This window comes from Candidatus Roizmanbacteria bacterium, from assembly GCA_016699265.1.
In the GTDB taxonomy this organism is placed as follows: domain Bacteria; phylum Patescibacteriota; class Microgenomatia; order UBA1406; family GWC2-37-13; genus CAZLQR01.
Window position 1 is genome coordinate 860,688 of record CP064967.1, and the last position, 13,544, is coordinate 874,231.

At 41.5% G+C, this 13,544-nt stretch carries 18 protein-coding genes and 1 tRNA gene; 4 read left to right on the forward strand and 15 right to left on the reverse strand.

The window, feature by feature from the left end; translation table 11 throughout:
- Nucleotides 1-3: 3 nt before the first annotated feature.
- From IPH70_05060 to IPH70_05085, 6 genes are all read right to left on the reverse strand, one after another.
- The gene (locus IPH70_05060; protein QQR63840.1) at nucleotides 4-534 is read right to left on the reverse strand and encodes a hypothetical protein; all 531 of its coding nucleotides are present in this window, start codon (nucleotides 532-534) and stop codon (nucleotides 4-6) included.
- Complete coding sequence (locus tag IPH70_05065) at nucleotides 507-1,061, reverse strand: sigma-70 family RNA polymerase sigma factor (protein QQR63841.1); 555 nt, start codon at nucleotides 1,059-1,061, stop codon at nucleotides 507-509. The genes IPH70_05060 and IPH70_05065 overlap by 28 nt, the downstream gene beginning before the upstream one ends.
- Before the next feature lie 110 nt (nucleotides 1,062-1,171).
- Nucleotides 1,172-1,546, reverse strand: a complete 375-nt coding sequence (locus tag IPH70_05070; protein QQR63842.1) for a hypothetical protein — start codon at nucleotides 1,544-1,546, stop codon at nucleotides 1,172-1,174.
- Nucleotides 1,547-1,843: 297 nt separating this feature from the next.
- Nucleotides 1,844-3,118, reverse strand: coding sequence for a PD40 domain-containing protein (locus IPH70_05075; GenBank protein ID QQR63843.1), 1,275 nt, complete (start codon nucleotides 3,116-3,118; stop codon nucleotides 1,844-1,846).
- A 234-nt stretch (nucleotides 3,119-3,352) separates the two neighbouring features.
- On the reverse strand, nucleotides 3,353-3,781 hold the full coding sequence (locus IPH70_05080) for a hypothetical protein (GenBank protein QQR63844.1): 429 nt from the start codon (nucleotides 3,779-3,781) through the stop codon (nucleotides 3,353-3,355).
- Between the two features lie 52 nt (nucleotides 3,782-3,833).
- Nucleotides 3,834-4,103 (reverse strand): hypothetical protein, encoded by a 270-nt coding sequence (locus IPH70_05085; protein QQR63845.1) that lies wholly within the window; start codon nucleotides 4,101-4,103, stop codon nucleotides 3,834-3,836.
- Nucleotides 4,104-4,348: 245 nt separating this feature from the next.
- Between IPH70_05085 and IPH70_05090 the strand changes: the two genes are divergently transcribed.
- Nucleotides 4,349-4,897 (forward strand): hypothetical protein, encoded by a 549-nt coding sequence (locus tag IPH70_05090; GenBank protein QQR63846.1) that lies wholly within the window; start codon nucleotides 4,349-4,351, stop codon nucleotides 4,895-4,897.
- A 9-nt stretch (nucleotides 4,898-4,906) separates the two neighbouring features.
- Here the strand turns inward: IPH70_05090 and IPH70_05095 are convergent, their stop codons facing one another.
- From IPH70_05095 to IPH70_05115, 5 genes are all read right to left on the reverse strand, one after another.
- Nucleotides 4,907-5,380 carry a hypothetical protein gene (locus tag IPH70_05095; protein QQR63847.1) on the reverse strand — a complete coding sequence of 158 codons (474 nt, stop codon included), beginning with the start codon at nucleotides 5,378-5,380 and terminating at the stop codon, nucleotides 4,907-4,909.
- The gene (locus IPH70_05100; GenBank protein ID QQR63848.1) at nucleotides 5,317-5,550 is read right to left on the reverse strand and encodes a hypothetical protein; all 234 of its coding nucleotides are present in this window, start codon (nucleotides 5,548-5,550) and stop codon (nucleotides 5,317-5,319) included. The genes IPH70_05095 and IPH70_05100 overlap by 64 nt, the downstream gene beginning before the upstream one ends.
- Nucleotides 5,544-6,317, reverse strand: a complete 774-nt coding sequence (locus tag IPH70_05105) for a hypothetical protein (GenBank protein ID QQR63849.1) — start codon at nucleotides 6,315-6,317, stop codon at nucleotides 5,544-5,546. Before IPH70_05105 ends, IPH70_05100 begins: the two co-directional genes overlap by 7 nt.
- A 113-nt stretch (nucleotides 6,318-6,430) precedes the next feature.
- A complete protein-coding gene (locus IPH70_05110) occupies nucleotides 6,431-6,688 on the reverse strand; it encodes a GIY-YIG nuclease family protein (GenBank protein ID QQR63850.1) in 258 nt (85 codons plus the stop codon).
- A gap of 65 nt (nucleotides 6,689-6,753) precedes the next feature.
- A tRNA-Asn gene (locus IPH70_05115) sits at nucleotides 6,754-6,829 on the reverse strand.
- A 152-nt stretch (nucleotides 6,830-6,981) separates the two neighbouring features.
- On the opposite strand from IPH70_05115, the gene IPH70_05120 reads away from it, so the two are divergent.
- Complete coding sequence (locus IPH70_05120) at nucleotides 6,982-7,455, forward strand: tryptophan-rich sensory protein (protein ID QQR63851.1); 474 nt, start codon at nucleotides 6,982-6,984, stop codon at nucleotides 7,453-7,455.
- A 10-nt stretch (nucleotides 7,456-7,465) separates the two neighbouring features.
- Here IPH70_05120 and IPH70_05125 read toward each other — a convergent pair whose 3' ends face one another.
- Genes IPH70_05125 through IPH70_05140 form a run of 4 tightly spaced genes read right to left on the reverse strand, consistent with a single transcriptional unit; the run spans nucleotide 7,466 to nucleotide 11,199 of the window.
- Nucleotides 7,466-7,627 carry a hypothetical protein gene (locus IPH70_05125; GenBank protein ID QQR63852.1) on the reverse strand — a complete coding sequence of 54 codons (162 nt, stop codon included), beginning with the start codon at nucleotides 7,625-7,627 and terminating at the stop codon, nucleotides 7,466-7,468.
- A gap of 47 nt (nucleotides 7,628-7,674) precedes the next feature.
- Complete coding sequence (locus IPH70_05130) at nucleotides 7,675-8,661, reverse strand: sulfite exporter TauE/SafE family protein (GenBank protein ID QQR63853.1); 987 nt, start codon at nucleotides 8,659-8,661, stop codon at nucleotides 7,675-7,677.
- A gap of 14 nt (nucleotides 8,662-8,675) precedes the next feature.
- On the reverse strand, nucleotides 8,676-10,916 hold the full coding sequence (cadA, locus tag IPH70_05135) for a cadmium-translocating P-type ATPase (GenBank protein QQR64428.1): 2,241 nt from the start codon (nucleotides 10,914-10,916) through the stop codon (nucleotides 8,676-8,678).
- Nucleotides 10,917-10,926: 10 nt separating this feature from the next.
- Nucleotides 10,927-11,199, reverse strand: coding sequence for a metal-sensitive transcriptional regulator (locus tag IPH70_05140; protein QQR63854.1), 273 nt, complete (start codon nucleotides 11,197-11,199; stop codon nucleotides 10,927-10,929).
- A gap of 92 nt (nucleotides 11,200-11,291) precedes the next feature.
- Between IPH70_05140 and IPH70_05145 the strand changes: the two genes are divergently transcribed.
- Both IPH70_05145 and guaA read left to right on the forward strand, forming a co-directional pair.
- On the forward strand, nucleotides 11,292-11,624 hold the full coding sequence (locus tag IPH70_05145; protein QQR63855.1) for a tRNA-binding protein: 333 nt from the start codon (nucleotides 11,292-11,294) through the stop codon (nucleotides 11,622-11,624).
- A 20-nt stretch (nucleotides 11,625-11,644) separates the two neighbouring features.
- Complete coding sequence (gene guaA, locus IPH70_05150; GenBank protein ID QQR63856.1) at nucleotides 11,645-13,531, forward strand: glutamine-hydrolyzing GMP synthase; 1,887 nt, start codon at nucleotides 11,645-11,647, stop codon at nucleotides 13,529-13,531.
- Nucleotides 13,532-13,544 lie beyond the last annotated feature (13 nt).

The window sequence follows — 13,544 nt, forward strand, 5'->3', positions numbered from 1 at the left end:
AAACTACCTACTCCTATAGTTTGGTCCATCTCCGCGACCATTTTGCATATATTTGGGTACTCTGAATTCAGAGTTTTGGCCTTCAATATGCTGATAGAAGCGCATCATCGGTCCTTGTCGAGACCATGCGTCATTAAGTCCCAAAGAGTCTAAAATAAAAGCGGCAAGAACTACTGAAAGAATGAACCAAAGAATTATGAACCAAAAGTTCTTTTTATACGAAAAGTCATACTTTCTAAGCATTGCTATCCCAAGCACTATACCAACCACTGCCAGTATCGGTACCCACAAAGGGAAACTATCCAGCATCGTCTGTAGACGCCATTGTCCCATCGGCCCGTGCTTACGAAGCGAGAAAAGCATGAGATTGGTTGAAAAAATAGCTCCGGTACTTAAACCTACTAAGCCCAATATCATAAGAAGGGACCCTGACACGAAGTACCAACGCGGCTTCATTGAAATCTCATTAGACTTCACTTTCGCCATTATGGTCTTTTCAAAATCTATTAGTGTTTTTTTTGTTGTTTTTGACATAATTTTTTCATAAGCACTTTGGCGCGGTTAACTCGTGTTCCGACCGTGCCAACTGGTATTCGTAATATATCGCCAATTTCTTCATAGGACTTATCTTCTAAATAATAAAGCGATAATGGCTCTTTATATATTATCGGCATTTGTTCAAGACACCGATGCGTATTACTAACTAATTCCTTTTTAACGACTTCATCCTCCAAATCGAATCCACTATCAAGATCTATTCTATCGTCCATGGGTCGTTGTTTCTTACGTTTGTTTAGTGCATTCATAGCCTCGTTGTGAACTATACGATATACCCAACTGGAAAATTTCTTCTTAGTATCAAACCTGTTAAGATTAATGTAAGTTTTGATAAGGCTTTCCTGCACAACATCTGCTCCCATATTCTCATCTCCCATTATGTAACGCGCATATCTCATAAGTTTAGTCTGATACCGTTTAATAATCTCAGCATAAGCTTCCTTGTCCTTGGTACGGACAATTACAATCACGTCTTCATCTGATAATTTGGATGTATCGCTCATAACTATTTGATTTTGAACAGCATAGTGGCGCATATGTTTACGCCGCTGCAAAGTGCTGAAACCCCACTCATAGTATACAAGTGAGGAATCAGCTATTTGTACAAATATGACTAACGACTCCTTCTGTCGCAACCCGTTCCTTGACCTTTTCCTGTTCCATTGTGCAAACCGAGCCCAAGTTCAGCTCTTATTTTATTTGACTCATCAGTTTTCCCCTGCTCTGCCAGTTCGTGAGCTTCGGCAAACTTTGCGAAATTTTGAGCATTTACAACCTGTGTTGCTCTGCCTCGTCCAGCCATAAGTGTTTTCCAAGCATTGAAGTCTTTATTTTCAAATGCTTTTTCCATAGCTGTGTGGCGCTCCTCAGTATATAAAGGTCCTTTAACTGCCGGGTCGCCTCTATAGGCAATTGCTGCCTGTGGCGCTAATACGGCCCCACCGATGACAAGCGCTGTTAATCCTAATATTATTGATCTTTTATTCATATTTTCTCACCCCCTTAAGTTCTTAACTACTATTCATATGTATTACAGCGGGAGGGCAGATTTTCTTTCAAGCAAATTTCCTGAGTTTTTTCATTACTATTCAAGATCGACGGAAAGAACAAAAGCAGAAAGTATATCCTTCGGCTATGCTCAGGACAAGTCAAGAGGAGTATTCGTCAAGAAACTCACTGGCAACATCATTCGCTTCCTAGATAATCTCCTCGGTTGTCGACTCGACTTTGGTTTCGCAAGAAAAACAATTGAGATTTTGTGCAGGACTTCAGACTGTCTGAAGCATTATTTTACAACTCTAAAGAAGCTTGTGTTTGAAGCTCTCGTTACTTGAAGCGTGTTCGACCAGTTCCCAGGTTGACAACCATTCCCTCCACGGATCTTAAAGTAATAAGTAGTGCCAGGATCTAAATCATGGATTGGGTACGTGATAGCTCCGCTTGAATATCCACTAGAAAAACTCACACCATACCTTTCATCAAAGACCGAAAGTCCGTACGCAATAAAGTAGTAATTATTTGATCCTCCAACTGGTGTAAAGTGCAAGGTAGCGTCAGCTCCAGTTCTATCAATTTGAAAGAGATCTGGAGAATTGGTAGGCGTTACATCGCTACATGTAGGAGTTGCAGTAGTATTTGTGACGACCGCTCCTTGAGATGTGGGATTTGTAGCTACGGTGACGATTGGTATTGGCCGCCAATTCGGTTGCCCACTATCATATACATGATTCGTAAGTCTCGTCTGTGCCGAACCATCTGCATTCATTTTATATATCTCATTATTCACATGTCTCGATGTAGCAAAAATAAACAAGGTTCCGTCCGGCGACCAAGCCGGATCAAACTCATTAGATGCAACCTGAGTAATATTCACCAGACTGGATCCGTCTGCATTCATCGTATAAATTTCGTTATTTCCACCATCACGGTCCGTACGAAATGCTATTTTTGTACCATCGGGTGACCAATCAGGCTGTTGATCGATCGCTGAATTATTAGTAAGTCTAATCAAGCCGGTACCATCTGCATTCATTGTGTATATTTCGCCATTACCATCTCTGTACGTTCTGAATGCTATTTTTGTACCAGAAGGAGAAACTGATGGGTCTTGGTCGACTGCCGAATTATTCGTAATATTGGTTTGGTTCGATCCATCGATATTCATACTATATATTTCGTAATTACCATCGCGGTTTGAGACGAAATAAATCTTGTTTCCGTCTGCCGACCATGTAGGATCGAAGTCTGTACTTGAATTGTTAGTTAACCGCGTCTGATTCGATCCATCAGCGCTCATACTATATATTTCGTAATTACCATCACGGATTGTGTAAAAGACGATCTTTGTTCCGTCTGCCGACCATACAGGTTTTAGGTCGTTACCTACCGCTGATGTGAGCTGTACCACATTCGTTCCATCAGCAGCCATGGTATATATATCGTATGTGCCGGATGGTCTAGAAACAAAAACGATTGAGCCATTTGTTCCTGGAAAAGAAGCATTAACCGGATTAATTAATGAGGCTAAAGGCGTAACGAAAGCTACTATAACAATCCACAAAAAAACACGTGAAATAGCATCTTTAAACCTCCCTTTTAGTATATATACTTTATAATTTTAGAGATATAAGTCAACTCGAATTTCAACTTTTGTCAATTTTTTAGCGCTTTGTGTAGGCCTAAACCGAATAGTGCATCTTTCTGCATCAGCGATAATTATCTCTGTAAAAAGTCGTGTTAAATAGTACAAAAAACAACTCTTTTTTTCGTGGTTATCGGGGTATAAAAAGGCACCTCATTTAGTTTTCACCACTTGCTTAGCAACCCAAAGAAGATATGGTGCCGAGCCCATCATGGTGATATGGAATCCATACTCGATATACAGAAGACTTTGCAAGTTCATACCAATATGCATGTGTAGCGAATCATGCATCCACCAATTTCCAAGAATCCAAAGCAAACATACAAAAGCAGTTCGTGTTTGTTTTAACGTAAGCGAAGATAAAGCTTTTTTTGGAAAATAAAACAATAGTAAAACTAAAGTCAGGGCGAATGTTACTGACTCAACAATGTTAAGAAGTATGAAAAAAGGCAGCTGTAGATTTGTCGGATTAGGTGCCATGCTATTCGGTCGCCAAAAGAATCCGAGTGGACCATGCGGATTCGAGGTAAAAGCAAGAACCGCTATGACTACTCCGACAACAAGCTTCACACTCTTGTTCATATATCGAAGTATACACTTCCTCATTAAAACTTCAATTGCTCCCCCGCGTAAATTACCTTTTGTAGATGTATCGCTCCCACATTTTTCTAAAAACTAGGAGTGTGAGCGTTGAGAGTAAAAAACCAACCGTTGGAACAATCGCATTAATCCACGGGTCAATTCCAACAATGAATTTTAAATAAAGAGCTATCGCAAGGTATGTAAAAACAGAAATGAGTAATTTCCGAGTCCAGCTTGTTTCCCATGCTTTATCCAGTTCAACCTTACTATTTCTAGCTTCAATTTTTCCTACCCTTTCCTCAAGATTTTTTATCTTATCCATGTAATAAGTATATCAAAGCTAAAATTCCGAAGATTGAAAATGGTGATCATAGTCGAACCAAAACAGTAGAAATGCTCCCCCAGGTTGAAGCATTCAGGAACCACAAAATCGAATTTAACATCTCGTTAATAGACATAGAGTCTCTTTGCTCATTTTATCATTTGCATACAAATAATCTTTGACCACATAAAAAACTTGTGATAGACACTTTATGCAAATTCAAAGAATATGTTAAGCTTACCTATATGAAGGTTGTTATTTCTGCTCATTTCGATTTAGCGCGGCCCATCATGTTCATGAAATTGGATGACAAAGGACTTAGTGGGCTTGTTGACAATTTTGCGGGTGTATTTGCTTCATATCAGGCATCCCGACGCACGGGCACTCCTGTATATCTCACTAATTATGAGGAGCTTGATTTTGATGGAGCTGACGCAGCTGCTAAAACCCTGGATAAAGAGACTCTTGTCATAGTTGTCGACACTATCCTAGAGCAGGATATTCTTGGAAAGCCCGTATCTATTGCCAATGCATATGATCTTTCACCTGAAATTTGGACTCAGCTAAAGTCAAAATTTAGTGACAAGATTCATTTTAAAGACGGATTTTTTGAACAAACTGAAGACGAAAGCTGGATCTACGGTCATAAGAATGGCTTAAAAACATTTTACTTTGGAGTGCCTATCCCAGGCACATACTATCATAGTACAGAAAACCGCGTTTCCCTTAAAACAATTGACGACGCAACAGAAACTTTGATTGAGGTAATTAATTGGTTTTCAAACGTAAAGTAAAAAGAATCGTCATTGGTCTGATTGCAAAGCATTAACTTTCACCTCCAAAAGTAGTTCAATTTCCCGAGTTCGTTCCTGACCATCTCCAAGTATCGCATATCCAAATTTACCTCTTCCAAATTTTGATCTCATTGACTCAGTAAATACTACTCCTGCTTTTTCTGCCTCCATTGGATAAATAATATCTGAAAGCGCTTCCTTCAACTGAGCATAAGAAATACCATGAAGATTTTGTCTTATAAACTTGTCATTTGTCCTAATTGAAACTTCTTCTTCCCAATTATCTCCATACAAAAGTTTTGCCAAATCAACAACATAGCTCATACTTGTTCGTCTTAAGTTAGCCTCGGTGGGTGATATTTGGCCGTCTGTTGCTAATATATAATCCGTATCGTACCAACCTCTATAACCTTCCGCACTTAATTCTTCTCCAACAGCAGAAGTAAATTTCCTAAGTGTATCAGCTTGTGTTTCATCAAACAAACCTTTTCCAGCAACGCATCCATAAAACCTACTTCCTCACCATCATGACGAATGACCATCGCGTCAATAGCTTGAACTTCAACCGTACCATCCACAGTAACAATTGCGTCGACGCTAGGATGTGCGCCATGGTGATTGAAGTCTACATCTATTCTTTCTTCAACTACCACTTTATCATTATGAAAAGACCATTAGCACGGATTTTTCCTCGCATTTCTTCTAACTTTTCTGGCGTGTCTACTTGCTCTTGTTTGAAAACATTCACACCAATACCAGCTCCACCTGAGTTTGCTTTAAAAACTACACCTCTACCACTTTCAATGAAATAGTCCGCTCTTGATAATGCGTCATCAACTGTATCACAAACATATCCTTCGGGGATTTTAATATCTAACTCTGGATGCTTAGCTTTAACTCTTTGTAATAAATCTCGTGAACCTACTTTTGTTTCAAAATATTCCGCAGCCGCAATCCCCTCATCGGTTGGGCTTTCTGGCGTTCTAAAATTTGCACCTCTTGATCGCAGGTTATCCACTAAACCTTGAAATTGAGGAGTATACCCAAAAGGCACCACTTGCACATCTTCTGCTCTATCAATCTCATTAACGAGCTCCTGAAAAACACCCTCATCAGAAACAATATCACTTGAAAGTCCCGCATCGGTTTCATGCGGCACTAATAGTCTAGCATTCTTAAATCCAAAAAGAGTAGAGATGTCAGATATAAATTCAGGATCAAGTGCTCTAGGTAATAGTACAATTTTGTCATCACCAAACCACATAAAATCCATATCGGCTTCATCAATATCGGATTCTACGAATTCTAATCTCTGTGATTCTGGAACAAATCTATCAACAGGAGAGAAAAACTCTCGGTCATTTCCCACAACTATCGATTTTATTGGAGGTCGTGAAGGCCCACGTTCTAAATCTGGCATCGCGCAATGCCAACATACGCTCCTTATTTAGTCAATGTCGTCATCGTTTGGTACTTTGCTCCCCCGCGTGGTATCCTTCGCTGAAGCTACAGATACCTATCTTAACAGAACAATCATCTTTCTTTAAAGCTCCTCACCAGACGTTTATATGCGAATGCTTTACCTGATCCAGATTTTAAGTACAGTTCAAAATCTTTCGCTCCTTTTAAATTGGGAAATGCGCAGTACCACACCAACTTCCATGGAATATGAGGCTTGGTTGATAGTGATAAGCCGTCATTATGCATTTTAAATCTTTCTTTTAAATTTGGGCTGTGCCCGTAGTAAAAGATTTTAGATTTTGAACTGTACAAAATGTATGTATAGTACATATGGCGCCAGCCGTCTGCCGTTTACAACTTTAGACGGCTTAGTCATCTGGAGCTTTAGCGAAAGATGGCTCCCCCGCGTGGACTCGAACCACGAACCTTATTCTTAACAGGAATCTGCTCTGCCAATTGAGCTACAGGGGAATAAACAAAAATTTAAAGAGCAAAGTGAAAAACTCAAATATCTCCTCTCTATTTTATCATAAAGATGTGCGAGACCGGCTTTCTCAACTCAAATTCTGATGTTATATGTCTACACGTTGCAAAACTCGGTTAACACTGCGTACAATGAATTTATGGCAAAAAGAACACCTTCATACCTCAGCGCTCTCCAATTGATTGGATTTGTTTTCGTGTGTCAGGCTGCTGGGTCAGTTGGATCTCTCTTCACCTTTTCTGCAATCCCGAATTGGTACGCATATCTGAATAAACCTTTTTTTAGTCCTCCTAATTGGGTCTTCGGACCGGTCTGGACCTTACTCTATACAATGATGGGTATCGCAGCTTACTTAGTTTGGAAGAAAGGAAAAGGAGTTTCGTTTTGGTTTTGGTTGCAGCTTGGTCTAAATACGTTATGGTCGATACTTTTTTTCGGATTACACAATCCTACCCTTGCCTTCTTTGAGATTATTTTGCTTTGGCTCGCAATTTTTCTTTCGATCAAGGCGTTTTATCAAAGAAGTAAAACGGCAGCATATCTTCTCGTGCCCTATCTTTTGTGGGTTACCTTTGCTACGCTTCTTAATGCCTCGATTGCGATTCTTAACTAAGGAGATATTCTTATGTAGTTGATGCGGAATATCCAATATTCTTTACGATTTCAATAATTTTTTTATCAGAAATTAAAGACTCGTCATACACTACCTCGGTAATCATCTTTGCGTAACTCGTCTTCGACTCTTTCACTCCTTTTGTATCCTCCAGCTCTCCGTCAATATTCATAGCACAGCTTGAGCAATGCATCCCATCAATCTTAAATCGTTGAGTTCTCATATGATATTTATTACTCCTCGGTACATGCCCATACTGCACATAAATGGCATTGTGCCTTTTTGATTCGGAGCCCTAAATGTAACCGTAGCCGAAGATCCAAGAGGAACAATCTTTTGAATTCCTAATGCCGGAATTGTAAAGGCTTGAATGCAACCTGAGCCATTTTTATTGTCCAGACGAAGCGAGACATCGGAGTTCGCTTTCACCGTAATAGCATTTGGAGAGTAACCGAACTCATTGATCGATATTGTTGGAGTATCTGATGCGACCAAATTTTGTTGAGGCCCTTTGTCGCTGAATGAATAACCAGTTAATGCAAGTGCGCCATAAAAATTGTAGGCAGCAAGCAAAATGAGTGTTACGGCAGCAAACTGCATAAATTGATTATGTAGTTTCTCTCCCAACTTTGAAGCAAAGTATCCAAGAATAAAAAACAAAGGAGAGGTCCCAAGTATGAAGACAAACAATATCGTGGCGCCAATTATCGGATTACCCGTTGCTATTGCGAGTGCCATCATTGCCTGAGTTGTGCCGCACGGAATAAAGACAGTGAATGCTCCAAGAAACATTGGGGCAAATAAATCTGTCCTTTTGGACTGCCTACGTACAAGTCTCGTAAGAAATCTTGGAGGCTGGATGACGAAATAGCGAAATATTGGATGAACATTGAGTATGTTCATAGCAGTGCCTAGCATGAATACAACTACAGCAAACTGTAAAAAAACCTTAATGGATAGCGACAGCTGAACCACCGCACCGAGCCAACCAAGAAGAAATCCAAGGAATGTATATGCGATTAGTTTAGCAAAGAGGAATGACAAAATTGGGACCGCATTCTGTCCCTTCGCGTTCGTAACGCTTGCAATGGTAGACTCTCTTTGAGCTATCATCGAGGTCAGGAGTCCTCCTTGTACCGCAAGACAGGTTAGTCCACCCGTCACGAGGCCCGTTATAAAAATTGCGAATAGATTTATTTCTTGCATGGCTCTAATTGTACCTATTTATGATCGAGTTTTACGGTTCTTAACCTGAGAGAGTTAAGGACTACCGAGACACTGCTTCCGGCCATCGCAACTCCTGCAAATACGGGATTCAAAAGAAGACCGAATACGGGATAAAAAACTCCAGCAGCGAGTGGGATCCCGATAACGTTATAAATAAAAGCCCAGAACAAATTTTGCTGAATTGTTCGGACCGTTGCCTTCGAAAGTTTGATTGCCTTTGCAATCTTTTCAATTTCTCCACCCAACAATACAACGTCTGCTGACTCAATTGCAATATCCGTACCGTTTGCCATGGCGATACCCACATTCGCCTGTGTGAGTGCCGGCGCATCATTAATACCGTCTCCCGCCATCGCAACGCTCGCTCCCGCATCCTGTAGTTCCTTAATTTTATGAGACTTGTCACCTGGCATCACCTCAGAAATCACCGAGTCGATCCCAACCTGTTTGGCAATACCATCTGCAGAGTATCGATTATCTCCGGTCATCATAATTACTCGAATACCAAGTTTATGTAGAGAATCGACCGCGCTCTTCGCATGTTCTTTTACCGTATCGCTTATAGCAATCACACCGAACTCGCTATCATTAACTGAAACAACGACTACCGTCTTACCTTCCGACTGTAGGATTTGAATTTTTTTATTTGTTTTCGTGTCTTTTGGTTTCCGGACAGCGATCAAATCTCCTTTAATCGTACCCTCTACCCCTACTCCCTCTACCTCCTTAAAATTTGTTACCCCAAGTAGTTTGACTCCCTGTTTCTTTGTGCGCTCCAGTATTGCCTGAGCTAGAGGATGAGAGGATTTTGATTCGACGCTTGAGGCAATTTGGAGTAAGTAGCTTTTAGATATTTCTTTCGTAAACGGTACGACGTCCGTAACCTCAGGTCTTCCATTTGTGATCGTTCCGGTCTTGTCCATGACAACCGTATTTATGCTTTTTAGTTTTTCCAGGCTTTCTGCATTTTTAATCAAAATACCATTTTCCGCTCCCTTTCCCACGCCCACGATGAGAGCTGTTGGTGTCGCAAGTCCAAGAGCACACGGGCAGGCAATTACCAAAACTCCAACCATACAAACTAATCCAAAGGACAAAGCGCTCGAAAAACCAATGAAAGCTATCCCGATGGTTATCCATGCAATAAAGGTACTGGCAGCAACAACCAGAACTACTGGCACAAAAACCGAAGAAACATTGTCTACAAGGTTCTGTATGGGAGCCCGTGAACCTTGGGCCTCCTCCACCATCTTAACGATCTGCGCAAGAATTGTAGCGGATCCAACTTTTGTTGCGGTAAATAGAAAATGACCTTGTCTGTTCATCGTTGAGCCAATAACCGTATCTCCCACACGCTTATCGATCGGCATGGACTCACCGCTTATCATTGACTCATCAACTGAGGAACTTCCCTCTGTGATGGTACCGTCAACCGGTATCTTAGTGCCTGGTTTCACAACGACTATGTCGCCAACCACAACCTCGGCTAACGGAATTTCTACCTCAACTTCTTTTCTTAATACGAGTGCGGTTTTTGCCTGAAGATTGATAAGTTTTTTAATAGCTTCGCCTGTTCTCAACTTCGATCTTGCCTCTAAGTATTTCCCAAGAGTAATGAAACCGATGACGATTATGGTTACGTCATAATATGTATGCTTCACATCTATAAAAGCTCCGAGTGGACCTTCAAAAGCAGTAACGATAAAGCTGTAAATATAAGCCGCAAGAGTCCCGACTCCTACCAAAGTGTCCATATTTGCAGCACGGTACTTTATGAAGTTCCAGACACCCTTAAGATACGGAACACCGACCACGAACAACGCATATGTTGCAAATAGAGGAAGGAGGTGATGAAAAAATTCTTCAGTTACCATCGGCATTTCTGACCACAGGCCAAATGGTTTCGCTCCTATCTCCCACCCCATAACAAGTACACTTACGGCCATGATAGGCAGCATAGTGAATATCTGAAATCTTTGTCTCAGCAAATCGTTGTGAGATGAGCCATCTGACATCCGATGTTCGTTATCAACAAATTGGTATCCGATCTTACTTATCTCCTCGTTCATTCGAATAACAGAAACGAGATGTGGATCGAAACTAACTCTTGCTTTCTCATTCGTGTAATTTACGTCGCATGCTTTCACGCCGTTGAGTTTGCTTATTTTTCTCTTTATGATGGAGCTGCAGCTGGCACAGTGCATTCCTCTCACCTCGAATGTTTTTTGCTCTATAGACATAGCGTTACCTCTTTTTCTTAAAGACCTCCATAATTTCTTCGATAGATTTATCAGCCTTCCCACTCTTTATGGCATTCGCAACGCAGGTTTTGAGATGATTCTCAAGTAGTAGATTCCCGGTTTCCTTGAGTCCCGCCTCAACCGCTATCAGTTGGTGCATGATGTCTATACAGTATGTATCATCCTCAAGCATCGAAATTATCTTATCCAGATGACCCCGTGAAATCTTGAGACGATGCGCAATTCTTTCTTTTGTATTTTTTGGTTTATATGTCATATATTTATAAGACTTGAAGATACCCCCCCCATAGGGATATGGTACACCTACTTTTTTCCACCTGCAAGTTCAACTGTTTGTATAATGTATGTATGATTGCCTACGAAGACTTTGAGAAAGTAGATATCAGAGTTGGCAAAGTAATCTCCGTTGAGGACTATCCCCAAGCACGCAAACCTTCCTACAAACTAGAGATAGATCTCGGACCTGCAATAGGAATTAAAAAATCCGTTGGACAATTTGTAGCAAACTACACAAAAGATGAGCTGATGAATAAACTCGTAGCCTGCGTTGTAAACTTTCCGCCCCGTCAGATCGGTCGAGCAGTCTCCGAGGTCCTTACCCTCGGTTTTGCCGATGAAAATGGCAACCCAACCTTAATAACACCAACCAGAAACGTGCCGCTCGGAGGAAAACTTTACTAGTGATATAATTCAGACTCATTATGACCACGCCAACTGAAGCGAAACGAGAACCCAATCCAGAAAAACTCCATCCCCATAAACGTATCTGCGCAATTCTTGATACTGGCGCACAGTACGGAAAGGTTGTAGATCGGAGAGTCAGAGAAGATGCCGTTGAGACGGTCATTCTTCCGCTGTCGACTCCATGGGAACAACTAAAAGAATATGGTGCAATCATTCTTCCCGGAGGTCCAGATGACGTGACGAAAAATGATGCTGTACTCTGTGACCCGCGCATCTTTACCGAAGAACACGATGTTCCGGTACTTGGAATCTGTCTGGGAATGCACCTTATGACACAGGCTCTTGGAGGGAAACTTGAAAGACTTCCCACAAGAGAAGATGGTCAGGCAACTATAACTATGGATGGAAATTCGCCATTAATGAACGGTCTTGAGAATTACCAAGAGGTTCTTCTTACTCATGGCGTAAGCGTAACCAAGCCAGCTCCTGACTTTAAGGTAACTGCACACTCGGAAGATATCATTGCCGCGGTTGAGCATACCAAGCGGAAGTTCTTTGGAGTACAGTTCCATCCCGAAGTAGATCTCACGGTTCATGGTAAAGAGATGATTCACAACTTTCTCTACGATGTCGCAGGTTTTGAAGGCGACTTCACCATTGAGGACCGTGAAGAGGCGGCGATCAAGGCAATACGAGAACAGGTCGGGACGAGTCCTGTATCGCTTTTGGTTAGTGGCGGAGTTGACTCAACAGTACTTGCAGCTCTTCTGGCAAAAGCACTACCACCAGAACAGATCCATGCATTCCATTTTGATAACGGCTTTATGCGCAAGGATGAGAGTAAAAAAGTAAAAGAAGCGCTTGAAAAAATCGGCCTTAATCTTGAGGTAATCGACGCCTCAAATGATTTTTATAACGCAATCGGCAACTCTATTGATCCTGAGTTTAAGAGGAAGACCATTGGTGATGTTTTTTTGACGAAGGCACGTCAGCTGATGATAGACCGAGGATTTAATTCTGATGAAGTTTTTTTTGCTCAAGGAACATTACGACCAGATCTTATCGAGAGCGCCTCATCTGCGGCGAGTAGTAAAGCGGATGGTATAAAGACACATCATAATGACTCTCCACTTGCACGTGAGTTTCGAGCAGCAGGTAGACTCGTTGAGCCACTTCAAGAGCTCCATAAAGACGAGGTGCGAGAGCTTGGAGCGAAACTTGGCCTACCAACTGAAATCGTCTGGAGACAGCCATTTCCAGGACCTGGACTTGCTATTAGAATTATTGGCTCCGATCACGTATATGGCGTTCCGAATCCTCATACCCTCAATCAATTAAGGCCGTTTACAACCAGTGATATCCAGGCAACGTTGCTCCCGGTAAAGACGGTGGGGGTACAGGGCGATGAACGAAGTTATAAACACACGGTAGCATTGAGTGGAGATCAAAATTGGGAGGAGCTAAAGAAACTCGCACTGGCCATTCCTCGTAAGGCGCATGATGTGAATAGAGTTCTTTATGTTTTTGGAGATAAACTTCAGAAGGAGGCGGAAACGGGACTGACCAAGACACATCTTGAGCCAGATACAATTCGCCAGTTACAGGAAGCTGACGAAATCGTAAACCAGACTCTTCTTAAATATGATCTTGTCCGAAAATTAAGTCAGGTTCCGGTCATACTTCATCCAACTGATTTTGGCGAAGAGGGTAAACGAACCATTGTTATTCGAACATTTATCACCAATGATTTTATGACCGGTGTTGCCGCTATTCCGGGCACTGAGTACATGCCATTAGAGGCGCTCAAAGAGATGGTTGATCGCATCATGGCAGAGGTTCCGGGTATTGCTCGTGTCGCCTACGACCTAACCTCAAAACCACCAGGGACAACAGAACACGAATAGGTTACAATATTTT

Bases quoted from the DNA above. Each gene is read 5' to 3' on its own strand.
- IPH70_05145 (QQR63855.1), top strand. From the start codon at position 11,292: ATGATTGCCTACGAAGACTTTGAGAAAGTAGATATCAGAGTTGGCAAA.
- IPH70_05090 (QQR63846.1), top strand. From the start codon at position 4,349: ATGAAGGTTGTTATTTCTGCTCATTTCGATTTAGCGCGGCCCATCATG.
- IPH70_05105 (QQR63849.1), bottom strand. From the start codon at position 6,317: ATGCCAGATTTAGAACGTGGGCCTTCACGACCTCCAATAAAATCGATA.
- IPH70_05110 (QQR63850.1), bottom strand. From the start codon at position 6,688: ATGTACTATACATACATTTTGTACAGTTCAAAATCTAAAATCTTTTAC.
- guaA (QQR63856.1), top strand. From the start codon at position 11,645: ATGACCACGCCAACTGAAGCGAAACGAGAACCCAATCCAGAAAAACTC.
- IPH70_05085 (QQR63845.1), bottom strand. From the start codon at position 4,103: ATGGATAAGATAAAAAATCTTGAGGAAAGGGTAGGAAAAATTGAAGCT.
- IPH70_05140 (QQR63854.1), bottom strand. From the start codon at position 11,199: ATGACATATAAACCAAAAAATACAAAAGAAAGAATTGCGCATCGTCTC.
- IPH70_05130 (QQR63853.1), bottom strand. From the start codon at position 8,661: ATGCAAGAAATAAATCTATTCGCAATTTTTATAACGGGCCTCGTGACG.
- IPH70_05060 (QQR63840.1), bottom strand. From the start codon at position 534: ATGTCAAAAACAACAAAAAAAACACTAATAGATTTTGAAAAGACCATA.
- IPH70_05070 (QQR63842.1), bottom strand. From the start codon at position 1,546: ATGAATAAAAGATCAATAATATTAGGATTAACAGCGCTTGTCATCGGT.
- IPH70_05125 (QQR63852.1), bottom strand. From the start codon at position 7,627: ATGAATATTGACGGAGAGCTGGAGGATACAAAAGGAGTGAAAGAGTCG.
- IPH70_05065 (QQR63841.1), bottom strand. From the start codon at position 1,061: ATGAGCGATACATCCAAATTATCAGATGAAGACGTGATTGTAATTGTC.
- IPH70_05080 (QQR63844.1), bottom strand. From the start codon at position 3,781: ATGAACAAGAGTGTGAAGCTTGTTGTCGGAGTAGTCATAGCGGTTCTT.
- IPH70_05120 (QQR63851.1), top strand. From the start codon at position 6,982: ATGGCAAAAAGAACACCTTCATACCTCAGCGCTCTCCAATTGATTGGA.